The sequence below is a fragment of the Rhodococcus sp. Z6_132 genome, from assembly GCF_058133635.1.
This window is the reverse complement of sequence record NZ_JBYUNP010000001.1, coordinates 273,417-293,840: the sequence shown is the minus strand read 5'-3', so window position 1 is coordinate 293,840 and position 20,424 is coordinate 273,417. Positions and strand designations below refer to the sequence as shown.

The window sequence follows — 20,424 nt, the reverse complement described above, 5'->3', positions numbered from 1 at the left end:
CTGATGGTCGGCGGGGAGGCCTGCTCGCCGGAGCTGCTGGCCCGGTGGGCACCCGGTCGCCGCTTCGTCAACGCCTACGGGCCGACCGAGACGACGATCGTGACCACGTTGTCCGAGCAGCTGCAGGCGGGTGACCGCATCACCATCGGCGGGCCGGTCCGCGGCACCACGGCGCTGGTGCTCGACGACCAGCTGCAGCCCGCCGCGGTGGGCGCCACGGGTGAGCTCTACCTCGCGGGCCTGGGCGTCACCCGCGGCTACCACGACCGGCGGGGCATGACCGCGTCGCGCTTCGTCGCCAACCCGCACGGCGGGCCGGGCGAGCGGATGTACCGCACCGGCGACGTGGTGCGCTGGGTGCGCGGCACGCACGGCCTGGAGATCGACTACCTGGGCCGCAAGGACCAGCAGGTGAAGGTGCGCGGCTTCCGCATCGAGCTGGGCGAGGTGGAGAGCGCGCTGCTGCGTCACCCCGACGTGGAGGCGGCCACTGCCGGCACGGTCACCGCGCCGTCGGGGGAGCCGATCCTGGTGGCCTGGGTGACGGCGCGGGAGGCGGCCCTGCTCGAGCCGCGCGACGTCGCGGCGCAGGCCGGCGCCCTGCTGCCCGCCCACATGGTGCCCTCCGCCGTGGTGCCGGTGGAGACGATGCCGCTGACCCCCTCGGGCAAGATCGACCGACGGGCGCTGCCCGCGCCACGGTGGTTCACCAACGAGGTCTCCTACCGTGCTCCCCGGACGCTGGCCGAGCGGACGGTCGCCACCGAGCTGGCCGAGGTGGTCGGGGCCGAGCGAGCCGGGCTGGACGACGACTTCTTCGCGATGGGCGGCAACTCGCTGCTGGCGACGCGGGTGATCAGTCGGCTCAACGCCCGTCTCGGGGTGAACGCCGGGGTCCGCGCGCTGTTCGAGTCACCCACGGTGGAGGGCCTCGCCGCCCGGATGGACGAGATCGCCGGTGCGGGCGGGGCGCGTCCGGCGCTGCTCGCCCGAACCCGGCCGCCGATGGTGCCGCTGTCGCTGGCCCAGCAGCGCCTGTGGTTCCTCAACCGGCTCGACCCCGAGGCCGCCGCCTACAACATCCCGCTCGCGCTGCGCCTGCGTGGGCGCCTGGACGAGGCCGCGGTGCAGGCCGCGGTGCGTGACGTGGTGGAGCGGCACGAGTCGCTGCGCACGGTGTACCCGGTGGTCGGCGACGAGCCCAGCCAGCGCGTGCTGGCGCCGCCGGAGGTGTCGGTCGAGCTGCCCGTGGAACCGGTCAGCCCGGAGCAGCTGGGCGAGCGGGTGCGCGATCTTGCCGGCCGCGGCTTCGACGTGCGCAGCGACCCGCCGAGCCGGTTCGCGCTGCTGCGGCCGGCCGAGGACGAGCACGTGCTGGTGATGGTGGTGCACCACATCAGCGCCGACGGGGCCTCGATGGCACCGCTGGCCCGGGACTTCACGGTGGCCTACGCGGCGCGGGCGCAGGGCGAGGCACCGGGCTGGGCGCCACTGCCGCTGCAGTACGCCGACTTCGCCCTGTGGCAGCGCGAGGTGCTGGGCGACCCGCGGGAGGAGGACTCCCTCGCCGCCGAGCAGCTGGCCTACTGGCGTGCGGCGCTGGACGGGTTGCCCGAGGTGCTGGAGCTGCCGCTGGACCGCCCCCGCCCGGCCCGGCGCTCCGGCGCCGGCGCGATGGTGGACTTCCAGGTGCCCGCCGAGACGGTGAGCGCGCTGGAGGAGCTGGCCCGGCTGCACCAGGTCACGCCGTTCATGGTGGTGCACGCGGCCCTCGCCGTGCTGCTGTCCCAGCTCACCGGCGAGCGCGACGTCGCCGTCACCACACCGGTCGCCGGCCGCGGCGACGCGGCGCTGGACGAGCTGGTGGGCATGTTCGTCAACACCATCGTGCTGCGCGCCGACGTGGACCCCGACCAGCCCTTCACCGAGCTGCTGGCTCGCCTGCGCGAGGACGACCTGGCCGCGTTCGGCAACGCAGAGGTGCCCTTCGAGCTGGTGGTCAACGAGCTCTCGCCCACCCGCTCCAGCTCGTTCGCCCCGTTCGCGCAGGTGATGCTCAGCTTCCAGAACCTCGACCGGCCGGTGGTCGAGCTCGCCGGGCTCACCATCGAGGTGCTGGCGACCGACGAGGTGGAGGCCCAGGCCGACCTCGGCTTCACCCTGATCGGCACACCGGGCGGAGCGGGCGACTCCGCGGGGATGGCCGGGCACCTGGACTACCCGACGGACATCTTCGACCGGGACACCATCGTTCCGCTGGGGGAGCGCCTGGTCCGGGTGCTCAGCGAGGTCGTCGCGGAGCCCACGCGGGCCGTCGGCGACATCGACATCCGCACCGCCGAGGAGCGCGCCGCGACGCAGTCTCGCGGCGGGTCACGCCCCGGCGCAGCCCCCGTGACCGCAGCCCCCGTGACGGCAGCACCCGTTCCCGCAGCGCCCTCCCTGGCGGCCGCCCCGGTGGGGGACTCGCTGCTGGCCCGCTCACTGCCCGAGCTGCTCGACGTCGCCGCACAGGTCGACCCGGAGGGCGTGGTGCTCTCCCACGAGGGCGCGGACATCACCCACCGCCAGCTGCACCAGCGCTCGGCCGAGCTCGCCGAGAGCTTCGCGGTGATGGGGCTCGGCGCCGATGCTGCCGTCACCGCCGCACTGACCCAGCTGGCCCCGGGGCGCCTGGGCGGAGCGGACGGTCTCGCCTTCGCCCAGCAGCTGGCCCAGCAGCTGGCCGGGGTGGTCAGCGCCGCCGACGTCTGCGGTGACCAGGACGGCCCTGACGCCCCTGACGCCCCGATGGCCGCCTTCAGCGCTGCCGCTGCGGCGAGCCCGGACGCGGTGGCGCTGGTGCACGAGGGCACCGAGGTCACCTACCGCGAGCTGGCCGAGCGCGCCAACCGACTGGCTCGGCACCTCATCCGCGCCGGGGTGGGGCCGGAGGACCGCGTGGCGGTGGCGCTGCCCCGCTCGGTCGAGGCGATGGTGGCCATCCACGCCGTCCTCACGACCGGGGCCGCCTACGTCCCGGTGGACGTGGAGCACCCGGAGGAGCGCATCCGGCTGGTGCTCGACTCTGCGCGACCGGTGTGCCTGCTGACCACCACCGAGGCGCGCACCCAGCTGCCCGCGGACCTCGACGAGCTGGACCCCGCCCACGGCGTGCTGAAGCTCGACGAGCTCGACGTGTCGGGGCTCTCCGGCGACCCGGTGGGCGACGCCGAGCGCACCGCACCGCTGCGCGGCGACAACGTCGCCTACGTCATCTTCACCTCCGGCTCCACCGGCCGGCCCAAGGGCGTGGCCTGCACCTACGCAGGCCTGGCCAACCACATGCACTGGACCATCGAGCAGTACCGGCTGGACGCGAGCTCCCGGGTGCTGCAGAAGGCCCCGTACACCTTCGACGTCTCGATGTGGGAGTGCCTGGCTCCGCTGATGGTGGGCGGCACCGTGGTCCTGGCGCGCCACGGCGGGCACCGCGAGCCCGACTACCTCGCTCGGCTCATCACCGAGCAGCAGGTGACCGTGCTCGAGTTCGTCCCGTCCATGCTGGAGGTGCTGCTCACCGCGGACTTCGGCGACGTCTTCGCCTCCGCGGTCGAGGTGGTGGCCGGCGGCGAGGTGCTCACCCTGGCGCAGGTCCGCCGGTTCCGGGAGGTCAGCAGCGCCCGGCTGTGCAACACCTACGGACCCACAGAGTTCACCGTCGGCGCCACCTACTCGCCGCTGGAGCACCCCATCAGGTCGGTGGTGCCCATCGGCTCGCCGATCCGGCAGACCGACGCCTACGTGCTCGACCGCCGCCTGCGCCCGGTGGCCACCGGGGTGGGCGGTGAGCTCTACCTCGCCGGCACCCAGCTGGCCCGTGGCTACCTCGGGCGGCCTGACCTGACCGCCGACCGCTTCGTCAGCGACCCCTTCGGTCCCGCGGGCAGCCGGATGTACCGCACCGGCGACGTCGTGCGGTGGAACAAGCACGGCGAGCTGGAGTTCATCGGCCGCACCGACGACCAGGTCAAGCTTCGTGGTCTGCGCATCGAGCTCGGCGAGGTCGAGGCTGTGCTGGCCGGGCACCCCACGGTTGCCGGCTCGGCGGCCGCGGTGCGCATGGCCGGCTCCACCGAGCTGCTGGTCGGCTACGTGGTGGCCGTCCCCGGCCACCAGCCGGACCCCGACGAGCTGCGCCTCGCCTGCGAGGCTGCGCTGCCCGACTACATGGTTCCCGGCGTCGTGGTCGTGCTGGCCGCCATGCCGCTGAACAGCAACGGCAAGCTCGACCGCAACGAGCTGCCCACCCCGGACCTGGACTCCCTGCGCCGGGACCACGTGCCGCCGGCCACCGAGCTGGAGCGGCTGCTCGCCAGCATCTTCGAGGCCGTCATCGGGACCTCCGCGGTGGGCGTGCACGACGACTTCTTCGACCTGGGTGGCAACTCGCTGTCCGCCACCCGGGTGGTGGCCCGGGTGAACACCGCGCTGGACGCGGACATGTCCGTGCGCGACCTGTTCGAGCACCGCACGGTCGATCGCCTGGCCGGGTACCTGCAGGACCGCGTCGGGGTCTCCGCCACGGCGGCGCCGCTCGTGCCGGTGGATCGCGCCGAGCCGCTGCCGCTGTCGATGGCGCAGCAACGCATGTGGTTCCTCAACCAGTACGACACCTCCTCGCCCGCCTACAACCTGCCGCTCACGGTCCGCCTGGCCGGTGAGCTCGACCAGGCTGCGCTGCAGGTGGCGGTGGTGGACGTGCTGGACCGGCATGAGGCGCTGCGCACCCGGTTCCCCGCCGGTGAAGTCGAGCCCCACCAGGTGGTGGTCCCGGCCGAGGAGCTGGCCGAGCGCATCACGCTGGTGAACCTGCGCACCGAGCAGGACCCGACGGCGGCCGCGACCGGCCAGCTGCGGCTGATGGCGGGCAGCGGCTTCGACGTGGCCGTGGACGTGCCGCTGCGCATGGCCCTGCTGCGCACCGCCGACGACGAGCACCTGCTGGCCATGGTCACCCACCACATCAGCGCCGACGGCGCCTCGCTGGCCCCGCTGCTGCGCGACCTGCTGCTCGCCTACGACGCCCGCCGGGCGGGGGAGCAGCCGGGCTGGGACCCGCTGCCGGTGCAGTACGGCGACTACGCGGCCTGGCAGCGCCGGGTGCTCGGCGAGGAGGACGACCCGCAGTCCCTGGTGGCGCGCCAGGTGCAGTTCTGGGCGGAGCGGCTGCGCGGGGTGCCGGAGACCCTCGACCTGCCCACCGACCGGCCCCGCCCCGCCACGCCGTCGCTGCACGGAGCCACCCTCGGGTTCCGGCTGGACGCCGAGGTGCACCGTGGCCTGCGGGACCTGGCCGCCCGCAGCGGCAGCAGCCTGTTCATGGTGCTGCACGCCACGCTGGCGGTGCTGCTCAACCGGCTCAGCGCCGAGCCCGACATCTGCATCGGCACCCCGGTGGCCGGGCGCGGTCGCCCCGAGCTCGACGACCTGGTCGGGATGTTCGTGAACACCCTGGTGCTGCGGACCGCGGTCGACCCCGACGCGTCCTTCAGCCACCTGCTGGACACGGTGCGGGACTTCGACCTGGACGCGTTCGGCCACGCCGACGTGCCGTTCGAGCGCCTGGTCGACGCGCTCGAGGTGCCCCGGTCGGGGTCCGGGCAGCCGCTGTTCCAGGTGGCGCTGTCGCTGGACAACAACCTGGCCCCGGTGTTCGAGACGAGCGGGCTGCGGGTGTCGGAGGTGGACGCCGGGCTGGAGGTGGCCAAGTTCGACCTGCAGCTGAGTGTGGTGGAGCAGCTGGACGACGCCGGCGCGCCGGCCGGGCTGGACGCGGCGCTGAGCTACGCCACCGACCTGTTCGACCCCGAGACGGTCGCCGCCCTCGCGCGGCGGCTGGGCCGGGTCGCGGCCGCGGTGGTCGCCGACCCGGACGTGGTGATCGGCGACGTGGACCTGCTCGACGAGCAGGAGCGAAGCGCGTTCCGCGGCGTCGGCGAGCCGGCGCCGCAGCAGGCCCGCACCCTGCCCGAGCTGTTCACCGCTGTGGCCACCCGGGTGCCGGACGCTCCCGCGGTGCGTGACGGCGGACACACGCTCACCTACCGCCAGCTCGACGAGCAGTCCAACCGGCTGGCTCGGGTGCTCCTCGCCCATGGTGCAGGGCCGGAGCGGCTGGTGGCCGTGGCCTTGCCCCGGAGCGCACCCGCCGTGCTCGCGGCGTGGGCGGTGGCCAAGGCCGGGGCTGCAGTGCTCGCGCTGGACCCGGAGGCCGAGCTCGAGGGCCTGGCGGACCTGACGACCCGGCCGGACCTGGTCGTGGGCGTGACCGCCAGCCAGCACCGGACCGCGCTGCCCGAGGCCCTTTGCTGGCCCGAGACCCAGGACTGGGTGGTGCTGGACTCCCGCGAGGTGGTGGTCGCGGTCGAGGCGAGCTCCAGCGCCCCGCTGACCGACGCCGAGCGGCGGGCACCGCTGCACCCGGACAGCGCCGCGCACGTGGTGCTCGGTTCCCCCCGCAGCCACGAGTCCACTCCTGCGGAACGGCTGACGGTGCTCACCCACCGCGGCCTGGACCAGCTCGCCACCGAGCTGGCCGAGCGCACCGGAACCGGGCCAGGTTCCCGGGTGCTGCACACCGCGGCCACCGGGACCGAGGCCGCGCTGGTGGAGCAGCTGAGCGCCCTCACGGCCGGCGCCACCCTGGTGGTGGCTCCGGCGGCGGCACACCTGGGGGCGCAGCTCGCCGAGCTGGTGCGGCAGGGGGGCATCACCCACCTGGTGGCGGTCCCCGCCGTGCTGCGCAGCACCGACCCCGGCGAGCTGACGACGGTGGAGTCGGTGCTCGTCCTGGGGGAGCAGTGGGCCCCCGACCTGCTCACCCGTTGGCTGCCCGATGCCGCCCAGCCGGACGGCAGGCAGCTGCGCACCGCCTTCGGCGTGACCGAGACCGGGGTCGTCGCCGCGATCACCGCCGCGCTGCACGGCGACGAGGCCGCGGCGGCCACCAGCGTCGGTGCACCGACGCGCGGGGTCCGGCTGATGGTGCTGGACCGGCGACTGCGCCCGGTGCCCGTGGGCGTCGCGGGCGAGCTGTACGTCGCCGGGCCCGCGCTGGCCCGCGGCTACCACCACGCGCCCGCCGCCACCGCCGCGCGCTTCGTGGCCGACCCCTACGGGCAGCCGGGGGAGCGGATGGTCAACACCGGTGCCGTGGTCCGCCGCACCCGGGTCGGGACGGTCGAGCGCGTCGGGCGCAGCGAGCCGCGAGTGAAGGTCCGTGGTTTCTGGGTGCGTCCCGGTGAGGTGGACGCCGTGCTGGGCGAGGCCGCCGAGGTCGCTGTCTCGGCCACCGTGGGTGTGCTCGACGCTGCGGGCCACACGGCGCTGGTGTCCTACGTCCAGCCGGTGCCCGGCGCTGTCGTCGACGTGACGGCGCTGCTGGCCCTCGTCGCCGCCCGGCTGCCCGGCTACCTGGTCCCCAGCGCAGTGGTGGCGGTGGACGAGCTGCCGCTGACGCCGAGCGGTGCCCTCGACCGCAACCGGCTGGACCCCGCGCTGCCGCTGGGCGTGGACAGCGACGCCGACCGCGAGCCGGCGACGGCGATGGAGCGGATGGTGGCGGAGGTCTTCGCCGAGGTGCTCGGGGTGCAGCGAATCGGGGCCCACGACAGCTTCTTCGACCTGGGCGGCAACTCCCTGGTGGCGACCAGGGTCAGCGCCCGGCTAGGGGAGCTGCTGGACGTCCCGGTGGGGGTGCGCACCCTGTTCGACGCGCCCACGGTGGCTGAGCTTGCGCTCGCCGTGGCGGCGCTGGCCGAGGACGGCGCAGCGAGCGGGCCGGTGCTGGGCAGCATCGAGCGCCCCGATCGCCTGCCGTTGTCGCTGGCCCAGCAGCGCATGTGGTTCATCAACCAGCTCGACCCGCACACCGCGGCCTACAACGTGCCGATCGCGGTGCGGCTGCGTGGCGCGCTGGACCTGGACGTGCTGCGCGCCGCGCTGCGCGACGTGCTGCAGCGCCACGAGACGCTGCGCACCGTCTACCCCGGCGACGGCGACGGCCCGTACCAGCAGGTCTTGCCCGCCGACCTGGTGCCCACCGAGCTCACCCCGGTCGACGTCACCGAGGCGCAGCTGCGCGAGCACGCCCTGCGGCTGGCCGCCGCCGGCTTCGACGTGACGCAGACCGTGCCGCTGCGCACCGGGCTGCTGCGGCTGGCCGAGGACGAGCACGTGCTGGTGCTGGTGATCCACCACGTCGCGACGGACGGCACGTCAGCGGTCCCGCTGGCGGTGGACGTGATGACCGCCTACACCGCCCGCCGCGAGGGCACTGCTCCACGGTGGACTCCGCTGGAGGTGCAGTACGCCGACTACGCGCTCTGGCAGCGGGCCGCGCTCGGCGACCCGGACGACCCCGAGTCCCCGGCGGCCGCGCAGATCGGGTGGTGGTCGCAGAACCTGGCCGGCCTGCCGGACCTGCTCGAGCTGCCCACCGACCACCCGCGTCCGGCGGTGCAGTCCACCGACGGCGGCTCGGTGCGCTGCACCCTGCCCGCTGCCGCCCACCAGGGGCTGGTGGAGCTGGCCCGCCGCCACGGTGCCACCACCTTCATGGCCACCCACGCCGCGTTCGCGGCGCTGCTGGCCCGACTCAGCGGCAGCACCGACGTCGCCGTGGCCACCCCCGTCGCGGGCCGGGGAGCGCCCGCGCTGGAGCCGCTGGTCGGGATGTTCGTCAATACCCTGGTGCTGCGGTCGCCGGTGGACCTGGACCGTGGCCTCGCCGACCTGCTGGCCACGGTCCGCAGCGGCGACCTGGATGCCTTCTCCCACGCCGACGTGCCCTTCGAGCAGCTGGTCAGCGCGCTGAACCCCGCCCGCACCCAGGCCTACGCACCGCTGGCACAGGTGGGCTTCTCCTTCCAGAACCTGCAGCGCGCGGAGCTGGCGCTGCCCGGCCTGGACGTCTCGGCGATGGAGCTGGAGACCGACAACACCCAGTACGACCTGCACCTGATCGTCAGCGAGCGGTTCACCGCCGACGGTGCGCCGGACGGGCTGGACGCGGTGTTCACCTATGCCCGGGCGCTGTTCCAGCCGGAGACCGTGCAGGGCATCGCCGAGCGCTTCACCCGGCTGGTGGAGGAGGCACTGGCCCAGCCGCAGCGCCCGCTGGGCGACCTGGAGCTGCTCTCCGCGGCCGAGCGGCGCGCCTTGGTGCAGGCCAACGACACCACGCGCGACCTCGGTCCGGCGGAGACCACGCTGGCCGAGCTGGTGGCGGCGCAGGCGCTGGCCACGCCGGACGCGGTGGCCCTGCGCGGGGCCGACGAGCAGACCTGGACCTACGGCGAGCTCGCCGCCCGGGTCAACGGGCTGGCCCGGCTGCTGGTGCAGGCCGGGGTGGGGCCGGAGACCACGGTGGGCCTGGCGCTGCGCCGCTCACCCGAGCTGGTGCTGGCGATGCAGGCGGTGGTCGCCGCCGGTGGCGCCTACCTGCCGCTGGATCCCGACCACCCGCACGAGCGCACCAGCTACGTGCTGGACAGCGCACGGCCGGTGGTGGTGCTGTGTGGTTCCGCCGAGCTGGCTGAGCTGGCCGAGGTCCTCACCGGGCAGCAGGTGCTGGTGCTGGACGAGCCGACGGTGCAGCAGGCGCTGCGGGAGGCCGCCCCGCACCCGATCACCGACGCCGACCGCCGGGCGCCGCTGCGCGCCGAGCACCCCGCCTACGTCATCTACACCTCCGGCTCCACCGGCCGGCCCAAGGGCGTCACCGTGCCGCACGCCGCCGTGGTCAACCAGCTGCGCTGGAAGCAGCTGCGCTTCCCGCTGGACACCCACGACGTGCTGGTGCAGAAGACCCCCGCCACCTTCGACCTCTCCGTCTGGGAGCTGTGGTGGCCGCTGACCGCCGGTGCCTGCCTGGTGCTCGCCCGCCCGGACGGTCACCGCGACCCGGCGCACCTGGCCGAGCTGATGGCCCGCCACCGTGCCACCGTGGCCCACTTCGTGCCGTCCCTGCTCGACGCCTTCCTGGACACGGTGACCGACGCCGAGGGAGCCCTGCCGCTGCCGGACCTGCGCGCGGTGCTGTGCATCGGTGAGGCCCTCTCCGCCGGCACCGTCGCCCGGCTGCAGGCCGCCACCGCCGCGGCCGGGACCGAGGTGCACAACCTCTACGGCCCCACCGAGGCTGCGGTGAGCGTGACCTGGCACCACTGCGGGCCGGACGAGGCGGGCGCGGTGCCCATCGGCGTCCCCGAGGCCAACGTGCGTCGCTACGTGCTCGACGGGCGCCTGCACCCGGTGCCGCCCGGCAGCACCGGTGAGCTGTACCTGGCCGGGGTGCAGCTGGCCCGGGGCTACCACCACCGGCCGGAGCTGACGGCCGACCGCTTCGTCGCCGACCCGTACGGCGCTCCCGGCGAGCGGATGTACCGCACCGGCGACCTGGTCCGCTCCACCCCGACTGGTGAGCTGGAGTACTTCGGGCGCAGCGACTTCCAGGTGAAGGTGCACGGCTTCCGGATCGAGCTGGGCGAGATCGAGTCGGCCCTGCTGGCGATCGAGGGCGTCGGTGCCGCGGTGGCGGTGGTGCACAGCCACGAGCGGCTCGGTGAGCAGCTCGCCGCCTACGTCGCTCCCGCGGCCGGGGTGGCCGAGCACCACCTCGACCCGGTGGCGGTCACCGAGCAGCTGGCCGAGCGGCTGCCCTCCTACATGGTGCCCTCGGTGGTCACCGTCCTGCCGCGGATGCCGTTGAGCGCCAACGGAAAGCTCGACCGGTCGGCGCTGCCGGAGCCGCAGCTGCTCGCGGCCTCCGCCGCCGACGTGGCCCCCCGTGACCCGGTCGAGGAAGTCGTCGCCGGGGTGTTCGCCGAGGTGCTGGGGGTGGACCGGGTGGGGGTGACCACCGGGTTCTTCGACCTCGGTGGCAGCTCCCTGTCGGCCACCCGGGTGATCGCCCGGGTCAACGACGCGATGGACTGCGCCCTGGGCGTCCGCGACCTCTTCGAGGCACCCAGCGTGGCCGAGCTCGCCCGCCGGGTGCAGCGTGAGCTCACCGACGCTGCGGGTGGGCGCGCCCGGCCCAAGCTGGTGGCCGGTCCTCGCCCTGCGCAGGTCCCGCTGTCCTCCGCACAGCTGCGCATGTGGTTCCTCAACCAGTTCGACACCACCTCGCCCGCCTACAACATCCCCCTGGCGGTGCGCCTGACCGGCGCCGTGGACCCCGACGCGATGCGGGCTGCGCTGGGCGACCTGGTGCAGCGGCACGAGACGCTGCGCACCTGCTACCCCAGCGACGGGCCCACCCCGCACCAGCTGGTGCTCAGCGCCGAGGACGCCGGGGTGCAGCTGCTCGTGCAGGAGGTCGCCGCCGACGGCCTGGATCGCCGGGTGACCGAGCTGATGGCCGAGGGCTTCGACGTGGCGGCCCGGCCCCCGCTGCGCGCCGCGCTGCTGGCGGTGGGTGGCTCCACCGAGCACGTGCTGGTCCTCGTGCTGCACCACATCGCCGCCGACGGCTCCTCGCTGGCCCCGCTGACCCGCGACCTGATGCTGGCCTACGCCGCCCGCACGGCCGGGCAGCCGCCGGCCTGGCTGCCGCTGCCCGTGCAGTACGCCGACTACGCGCTGTGGCAGCGGGACGTGCTGGGCGAGGAGTCCGACCCGGACTCGGCGGTGGCCCGGCAGCTGGCGTTCTGGCAGCAGACGCTGGCCGGGCTGCCGGAGACCCTCGACCTGCCGATGGACCGGCCCCGCCCGGCGGTGCAGTCCCTCGCCGGTGCCACGCACACCTTCCGGGTGGACACTGAGCTCTACCGGCAGCTGCGGGCCACGGCTCGCCGCCGCGGCGTCACCACCTTCATGCTCGCCCACGCCGCCCTGGCCACCCTGCTGGCCCGGCTGAGCGGGACCACCGACGTGGTCATCGGCACGCCCATCGCCGGCCGCGGGCAGCGGGTGCTCGACGACGTGGTGGGCATGTTCGTCAACACCCTGGCCCTGCGGGTGCAGGTGGCACCGACGACCACGGTGCACGAGCTGCTCGGCCAGGTCCGCGCGGCCGACCTGGCGGCGTTCACGCACACCGAGGTGCCGTTCGAGAAGCTGGTGGACACCCTCGCGCCGCACCGCAGCACCGCCCACCCACCGCTGTTCCAGGTGGCGCTGTCGGTGGTGGAGGACGAGGTGCCGGAGCTGGAGGTGGCGGGCCTGCGGGCGGAGCCCTTCCCCGGTGAGCTCGACGTCGCCAAGTTCGAGCTGCAGCTGACCCTGGGTGAGGTCACCGACGACACCGGGGCCCCCACCGCGCTGGAGGCGTCGTTCACCTACGCCACCGCACTCTTCGACGCCGCCACCGTGGAGCAGCTCAGCGCGCGCTTCCTACGGGTGGTGGAGGCCTTCGCCACCCAGCCCGACCTCACCGTGGGCGACATCGACCTGCTCGACCCGCGGGAGACCGAACAGCTGGTGCCGGTGTCCGGGGCGCCGGGGGAGCAGACCCGCACGCTGCCCGACCTGATGGCCACCGCCGTCGCCACCAACCCCGACGGCCCTGCCCTGGTGGACGGCGACCGGGTGCTCACCTACCGCGAGCTCGACGAGCAGTCCAACCGGCTCGCCCGGCTGCTGATCGACCGTGGGGTGGGACCGGAGGACGTGGTGGCCCTGGGGATCGCCCGTTCGGTGGAGTCGGTGCTGGCGGTGTGGGCGGTGGCCAAGACCGGCGCCGCGTTCGTGCCGGTGGACCCGACCTACCCCAGCGAGCGGGTGGCGCACATGCTCACCGACTCCGGCGCCCGGATCGGGGTCACCACCACCCAGCACGCCGACGCGCTGCCCACCCTGCTGCCCTGGGTGCTGCTGGACTCCGCGGAGTGCGCGCACGAGCAGGCCCAGCGCTCCGCGCGGCCGGTGACCGACGCCGACCGACGCCGCCCCCTGCGCGCGCGCAACCTCGCCTACGTCATCTACACCTCCGGCACCACCGGGGTGCCCAAGGGCGTGCTGGTCACCCACACCGGGCTGGCCGACCTCACCGCCAGCCAGCGCGAGCGCTACGGCACGACGGCGAGCTCGCGCACCCTGGGCTCGTCCTCACCCAGCTTCGACGCCTCCGTGCTGGAGCTGACCATGGCGATCGGTGCCGCGGCGGCCATGGTGCTGGTGCCCCGGCAGAGCTACGCCGGGGAGGAGCTGACCGAGCTGCTCCGCACGCAGCACGTCACCCACGCCTTCAGCACACCCGCGGCGCTGGCCACCGTCGACCCCACCAGGCTGGACGAGCTGCGCACCGTGGTGGTGGGTGGTGAGGCGGTTCCCGCCGCGCTGGTGGCGCGCTGGGCCCCAGGCCGGCGCTTCCTGGACGCCTACGGGCCCACCGAGACCACGGTGGTGGCCAGCCTCAGCCACCCGCTGCGCCCCGGGGAGCCGGTGGTCATCGGCAGCCCGCTCAGCGGGGGGCACCTGTTGGTGCTCGATGACCGGCTGCGCCCGGTGCCGCTGGGCGTGCCCGGCGAGCTCTACGTCTGCGGCGCGGGGGTGGCCCGCGGGTACCTGCGGCGGCCCTCGCTCACCGCCGGGCGGTTCGTGGCCAACCCCTGCGCCGGTACCGGCCCGATGCCGGCAGGCGGCGTGGCCTACCGCACCGGGGACGTGGTGCGGTGGGTGCTGGGCCCGGCGGGCGAGCCCGAGCTGGAGTACGCCGGCCGGGCCGACCGCCAGGTGCAGATCCGCGGCTTCCGCATCGAGCTGGGGGAGATCGACGCGGTCCTCGCCCAGCGACCGGAGGTGGCCTTCGCCGCCACGGTGGACCGGCCCGGGCCGGCGGGGGCGACCGTGCTCGTGTCCTACGTGAGCCCGGCGCCCGGCGCGGAGCTCGACACCACCGCGCTGAGGGAGCACCTGTCCCGGGTGCTGCCCGGGCACATGGTTCCGGCCGCGGTGGTGCCGGTGCCGACTGTCCCGCTGACGCCGGCGGGCAAGCTCGACGTGCGGGCGCTGCCGGAGCCGGAGCTGGCCGTCACCGACGGCGCAGGCCGGGCCCCGGCGACTGACCTGGAGCTGGCGCTGGAGCGGGTGTTCGCCGAGGTGCTCGGCGTGGCGTCGGTCGGGGTGGACGAGTCGTTCTTCGCCCTGGGCGGTGACTCCATCGTCGCCATCCAGGTGGTCGCGCGGGCCAAGGCGGCCGGAGTCCAGCTGAAGGCCAGCGACCTCTTCCAGCACCGCACCGTGGCCGAGCTCGCCCGGGTGGCCCGGTTCGCCGAGGCCGCCGAGCTGGCCGGGCACCGCGAGCTGCCTGGCGGCGGTGTCGGGCGGCTGCCCACCACCCCGGTGATGCGCTGGGTGCTCGGCCGCGGCGGTGACTTCGACGCCTTCGACATGCCCACGATGCTGTCGCTGCCGGTGGGGGCCGATCGCGACGGTCTGCTGAGCACCGTGCAGGCGGTGCTCGACCGCCACGACGGGCTGCGCGCCCGGCTGCTCTCCGCCGAGGAGCTCGAGGTGGCCCCCGTGGGCGCGGTCCGCGCCGAGGACGTCCTCACCCACGTGCCCACCGAGGCAGAGCCCGGCTCCCCGGCCTTCACCGCCGTGGTGGAGCAGGCCTACGCCCGGGCGCTGGAGCGGCTGGACGTCCGCGCTGGCCGCGTGGTGGAGCTGCTGTGGTTCGACCGCGGCCCGCACCGGTCGGGTCGGCTGTTCGTGGTGGTGCACCACCTGGTGGTCGACACCGTCTCCTGGCGGGTTCTGGTGCCCGACCTCGCTGACGCCTGGTACCAGCAGGCCGGCGGGAGCACGCCGGTGCTGGCCGAGGTGGGCACCTCGCTGCGCACCTGGGCGCACGCCCTGGTCGAGCAGGCCAGCTCGGCGGAGCGCGTCGCTGAGCTGGAGTACTGGCGGACGATGCTGGCCGAGCCGGAGGCCCCGCTGGGCCGGCGGGCGCTGGACCCCGAGGTGGACACCAGCGCCGACGTCGCCGAGCACCAGGTCGAGCTCAGCCCGCAGGCCACCCACGCCCTGCTCAACGTGCTCCCGGACCGCTTCGGCAGCGGCGTCGACGACGGGCTGCTCACCGCGCTGGCGCTGGCCGTCGCCCGGTGGCGCAGCGAGCGCGGAGAGCGCTCGACGTCCACGCTGGTGCGGCTGGAGGGCCACGGCCGCCAGGACGAGCTGCTGCCCGGCGCTGACCTCTCCCGCACCGTCGGGTGGTTCACCGCGGTGCACCCGGTGCGCCTGGACGTCGCGGGGGTCGACCTGGACGCGGTGTTCGCCGCCCGTGCCGATGCCGCTGAGGCCGGGCGCGCGGTCAAGGCGGTCAAGGAGCAGCTGGCTGCGGTCCCGGACAAGGGAGTCGGGCACGGCCTGCTGCGCCACCTCAACCCCGCCACCGCCGGCGAGCTCGACGGCCTGGCAGAGCCGCAGATCACCTTCAACTACCTCGGCCGCTTCGGCGGGGAGGCCGACGACAGCGTCACCGACCACGGCTGGATGCCCACCGCGGACGCCGTCGGCGCACACCGTCCGCCGCTGCGGGCGATGGCCGCCGCGGCGGCGCTGGAGGCCAACCTCTCCGTGGAGGTCCGCGACGGGCAGGAGCGGTTGGCGGTGCACCTGGGCTACGCCACCGGCCTGCTCGACGAAGGTGCAGTCGGTCGCTTCGCCCAGCTCTGGGAGCAGGCCAGCGAGGCGGTGGCCGCGGCTGCCCTGGCCGGGCAGCACCGGGAGCTGACCCCCTCGGACCTGCAGCTGGTCACGGCCACGCAGGCCGACGTGGACGGGTGGGAGCAGCGCCACGGCACCCTCAGCGACGTGCTGCCGCTGACTCCGCTGCAGGCCGGGATGCTCTTCCACGCGATGATCGCGGAGGGATCGGTCGACCTCTACACCGCCCAGGTGGTGCTGGAGCTGTCCGGGCGGGTCGACGCCGACCGGCTGCGGCGCGCCGCGCACGCCCTGCTGCAGCGCTACCCCAACCTGCGGGTGGCCTTCGACGCCACCTCCGCCGGACCGCCGGTGCAGGTCGTGGTGACCGACGTGGCCGTGCCGTTCGAGGTGGTCGACCTCACCGGCCTCGACGCGACACAGCGCGAGGCACGTCGCCAGGAGCTGCTGGGCGCCAACCGCACCGACCGCTTCGACGTGCACGCCGCGCCCCTGGTCCGCCTGCTGCTGCTGCACCTGGAGCAGGACAGCTGGGAGCTGGCGGTGGCCAACCACCACGTCCTGCTGGACGGCTGGTCCATGCCCATCATGATCAGCGAGCTGCTCACCCTCTACGCCACCGACGGCCACGCGGCGGGGCTGGCGCCGGCGCGGCAGTTCCGGGACTACCTGGCGTGGCTGCACCGCCAGGACCCGAGCCAGGCGCGCCAGGCGTGGGCGCGGGCGCTGGCCGGGCTGGACTCCCCGAGCACCCTGTTCGGGGCGCTGCACCGGGCCAACACCGGCGAGCCCGGAAAGACCGAGATCCGGCTCAGCCCCGAGGACACCGCCGCCCTGCGCACCACCGCCGCCCGGCTGGGCGTCACCACCAACACGGTGGTGCAGGCCGCCTGGGGCGTCGTGCTCGGGCGCCTGCTGGGGCGGGACGACGTGGTGTTCGGGGCCACGGTCTCCGGCCGCCCGCCCGAGCTGGACGGCGTGCAGCAGATGGTCGGGCTGTTCATCAACACGCTGCCGGTCCGGGTGCGCCAGGAGGCGGGCGACACCATCGCCGACCTGCTGCGCCGGCTGCAGCAGGAGCAGGCTCAGCTGCTCGAGCACCACCACGTCGGGCTCAGCGAGATCCAGCACCTGGCCGGCGACGGCGCGGTGTTCGACACGCTGACCGTGTTCGAGTCGTACCCGATCGACGCGGCCGGGGCGCAGGCGGCGGGGTCCGTGGCCGGGATGACGGTGGAGGGCGTGCGTGGCGCGGACGCCACGCACTACCCGCTCACCCTCGCCTGCTTCGACGAGGACTCCCTGCGGGTGGTCCTGGAGCACCTCCCCGACGTGGTGGGCCCCGAGGCCGTGACCGCGATCGGCCGTCAGCTGCAGACGGTCCTGCACGCCGCCGCGCAGGCGCCGGAGACCGCGGTCAGCAGCCTCGACCTGCTGGCTGAGGGGGAGCGGACCCGGGTGCTGCACGCCTTCAACGACACCGACCACGCGGTGGTCGAGCAGACGCTGCCGGAGCTGTTCGGCCACGTCGACCCGGACCGCACCGCGGTGGTGCTGCCGGACCGCTCGCTGACCTACGGGGAGCTGGACGCGGTGGTCAACCGGCTGGCCCGGCACCTGGTGTCGCTGGGCGTGGGCCCGGAGAGCACCGTGGGCGTGGCCATGCAGACGTCGGTGGAGCTGCTGGTGGCGCTGCACGCCGTGGTGCGTGCCGGAGGCGCCTACCTGCCGCTCGACCCCACCCACCCGGTCGACCGGCTGGCCGACATGGTCCGGGTCGCGCAGCCCGTCTGCGTGCTCACCACCTCCGGCACCCCGGGGCAGCGGCTGCCGGACGTGCCCACGGTCCTCGTCGACCAGCTCGACCTGTCCGGGCTGTCCGCCGCGCCCCTGCGAGACAGCGACCGCACCGCGCCGCTGCGGCCGGGCAACGCCGCCTACGTGTTGTTCACCTCCGGGTCCACCGGGCGGCCCAAGGGGGTGACCGTGCAGCACCGCTCGATCGTCAACCAGGTGCGGTGGCTGTGCGCCGAGCACGGCCTCGACGCCGAGGACGTGGTGCTGCAGAAGACCCTGCACACCTTCGACGCCTCGGTGTGGGAGCTGTTCGCGCCACTGGCGGTGGGGGCCACCCTGGTGGTGCCGGCACCGGAGGGCCACGTCGACGCCGAGTACATGCTCGACGTCATCGCCACCCAGGGCGTGACGGTGGTGCAGTACGTGCCCAGCGTGCTCAGCCTGGTGGTGGACGCCGCCGAGCGGGCCGGCACCGAGCTGCACCTGCGCAGGGTGTTCTCCGGCGGGGAGACGCTCACCCAGGCGCTGGCGAGCAGGACGGCCCGGGTGTTCGGCGCCGAGGTGGTCAACCTGTACGGGCCCACCGAGGTGACCGTGGACGCCACCTCGCAGGTGGCCGCTGGCGGCGCCGCAGGCGCGGTGCCCATTGGCACACCGGTGTGGAACACCCGCGCCTACGTGCTCAGCCCCACGCTGCAGCCGGTTCCGGTGGGGGCGGAGGGGGAGCTGTACCTGGCCGGAGAGCAGGTGTCCCGCGGCTACGCCGCCCGGTCGGGGCTCACCGCCGAGCGCTTCGTGGCCGACCCCTTCACCGGGGCCGGAGCGCGGATGTACCGCACCGGTGACGTGGTGCGCTGGCGTCCGGACGGGGCGCTGGAGTACGTCGGCCGCAGCGACCTGCAGCTGAAGATCCGCGGGCTGCGGGTGGAGCCCGGCGAGGTGGAGGCGGTGCTGCTGGAGCAGCCCGGGGTGGCGCGCGCGGTGGTGGTGGCTCGTCAGGCGGGCACGGCCACCGCACTGGCCGCCTACGTGAGCGCCGACCACCGAGGCGCCGACGGCCACGGCGCGCCGCTGGACCCGCAGCAGCTGCGGGAAGCGGTGGCGGCGCGGCTGCCCGCCTCCCTGGTGCCCACCGTGGTGACCGTGCTGGCGCAGATGCCGCTGGGACCGTCGGGCAAGGTCGACCGGGCCGCACTGCCGGTGCCGGGCACCGACGAGGTGCAGTACCGGGCACCGGAGAGCGCGGTGGAGCAGGTGGTGGCCGAGCTGATCGCCGGCCTGCTCGGCCACGACAAGGTGGGGCTGGACGACTCCTTCTTCGGCCTCGGCGGGGACAGCATCGGCTCGATGCAGCTGGTGTCCTGCGCCCGTGCCGCCGGCCTGCAGCTGACGGCCAGGGACGTGGTGGACAGCCCGACCGTGGCTGACCTCGCCGCGGCGGCGCTCGCCCGGGCGCAGGCCCAGCCGGCGACCGGGGGGCCGCAGGCGCAGCAGGGCGCTGACGACGGATCGGGCTGGGTACCGCTCACCCCGGTGGCGGCCAAGATGGTGGAGCGCGGCGGTGACTACCGCTGGTTCCACATGCCGATGCTGCTGACCCTGCCGCCGGGGCTGCCCGTGACCCAGCTCGAGCAGGTGGTGCAGGCGGTGCTCGATGCGCACCCGGCCCTGCGTGCCCGCCTGATGGACCCGGCCCAGGTGGATCTGGCCCAGGTGGACGCCGCACGGGGCGGCCCTGCGCCTGCCGGCAAGGCGTTGTGGGTGCCGCCGGTGGGTGAGCTGCGCGCCACCGAGCTGATCGAGCGGGTGGAGCTCCCCGCCGGGGCGGAGCCGGGCACCGCCGGGTTCACCGCCGCCGCCCGGGACGCCTACGACCACGCCGTCGCCACCACCGACGTGAGCGGGGGGCCCCTGGTGCGCTTCCTGTGGCTGGCCCCGGCCGAGCCGGGCACCGCAGGGCGACTGCTGGTGGCCGCGCACCACGCGGTGGTCGACGCCGTCTCCTGGCGCTTCCTGGTCCCCGACTTCGCCACGGCCGGTGAGCAGGTGCAGGCCGGCCAGCCGGTGCAGCTGATGCACACCGGCTCCTCGCTGCAGGAGTGGACCCGGGGCCTCACCGCTGCGGCGCGCACGCCCGAGCGGGTCGCCGAGCTGGCGCGGTGGCGCTCGGTGCTGGACACGGCGGAACCGGCGCTCGGCACCCGGCCGCTGGACCTCAGCGTGGACGTGGCGCGGACCTTGCGGCGCACCGAGCTGCGGCTGCCGGTGGCGGTCACCCGACCGCTGCTGGCTGCCTCGACGGCTGAGCTGGGCGGCACCTTCCCCGACGTGCTGGTGGCCACCCTGGCCACCGCGGTGTCGCTGTGGCAGCGCCGGCGCGGGGTGCGGCAGCGGTCGGTGCTGCTCACCCTGGAGGGTCACGGCCGGGAGGAGCACCTGGTGGAGGGTGCGGACCTCTCCCGGACGGCAGGGTGGCTCACCACCATGTACCCCGCGCGGGTGGACCTGCGGGGGGTGGAGCTGGACGAGGTCGCCTCCGGCAACCCGTTCGCTGCCGCGGACGCGGTCCGGCGGGTGCACCAGCAGCTGGCGGCGGTGCCCGACCACGGAATCGGCTACGGGATGCTGCGCTACCTCAACCCCGAGACGGCGGCTGAGCTGCGTCCCCTGGGCGAGCCGCAGGTCGTCTTCAACTACGTCGGCCGGATCCGGCTGCCCGAGGGGGCAGACCTGGGCGCGCAGGGCGCCTGGCAGCCGGACCTGCAGGCCGAGGGCATCTTCACCACCGACCGCAGCGAGCTGCCCGCCCAGGCGGTGCTCGACCTGCAGACGCTGGTGGAGGACGGGCCGGACGGGCCCACCTACGTGGCGCAGCTGTCGCACCCGGAGGGCGTGCTGCCCGCCGCGGAGGCCGACGCCCTGATGGAGCTCTGGGAGCAGGTGCTCACCGCGGTGGCGCGGCACGTGTAG

The 20,424-nt window shown here is 74.8% G+C and carries 1 protein-coding gene (cut by a window edge); it reads left to right on the top strand.

Translation table 11 applies throughout. The features are described from left to right. Positions 1-20,424 carry the 3' portion of a non-ribosomal peptide synthase/polyketide synthase gene (locus tag AC3YO9_RS01365; RefSeq protein ID WP_489981891.1) on the top strand. Its footprint begins 13,662 nt before the window's first position, so only the last 20,424 of its 34,086 coding nucleotides appear in the window; its start codon lies beyond the left edge, outside the window; it ends in the stop codon at positions 20,422-20,424.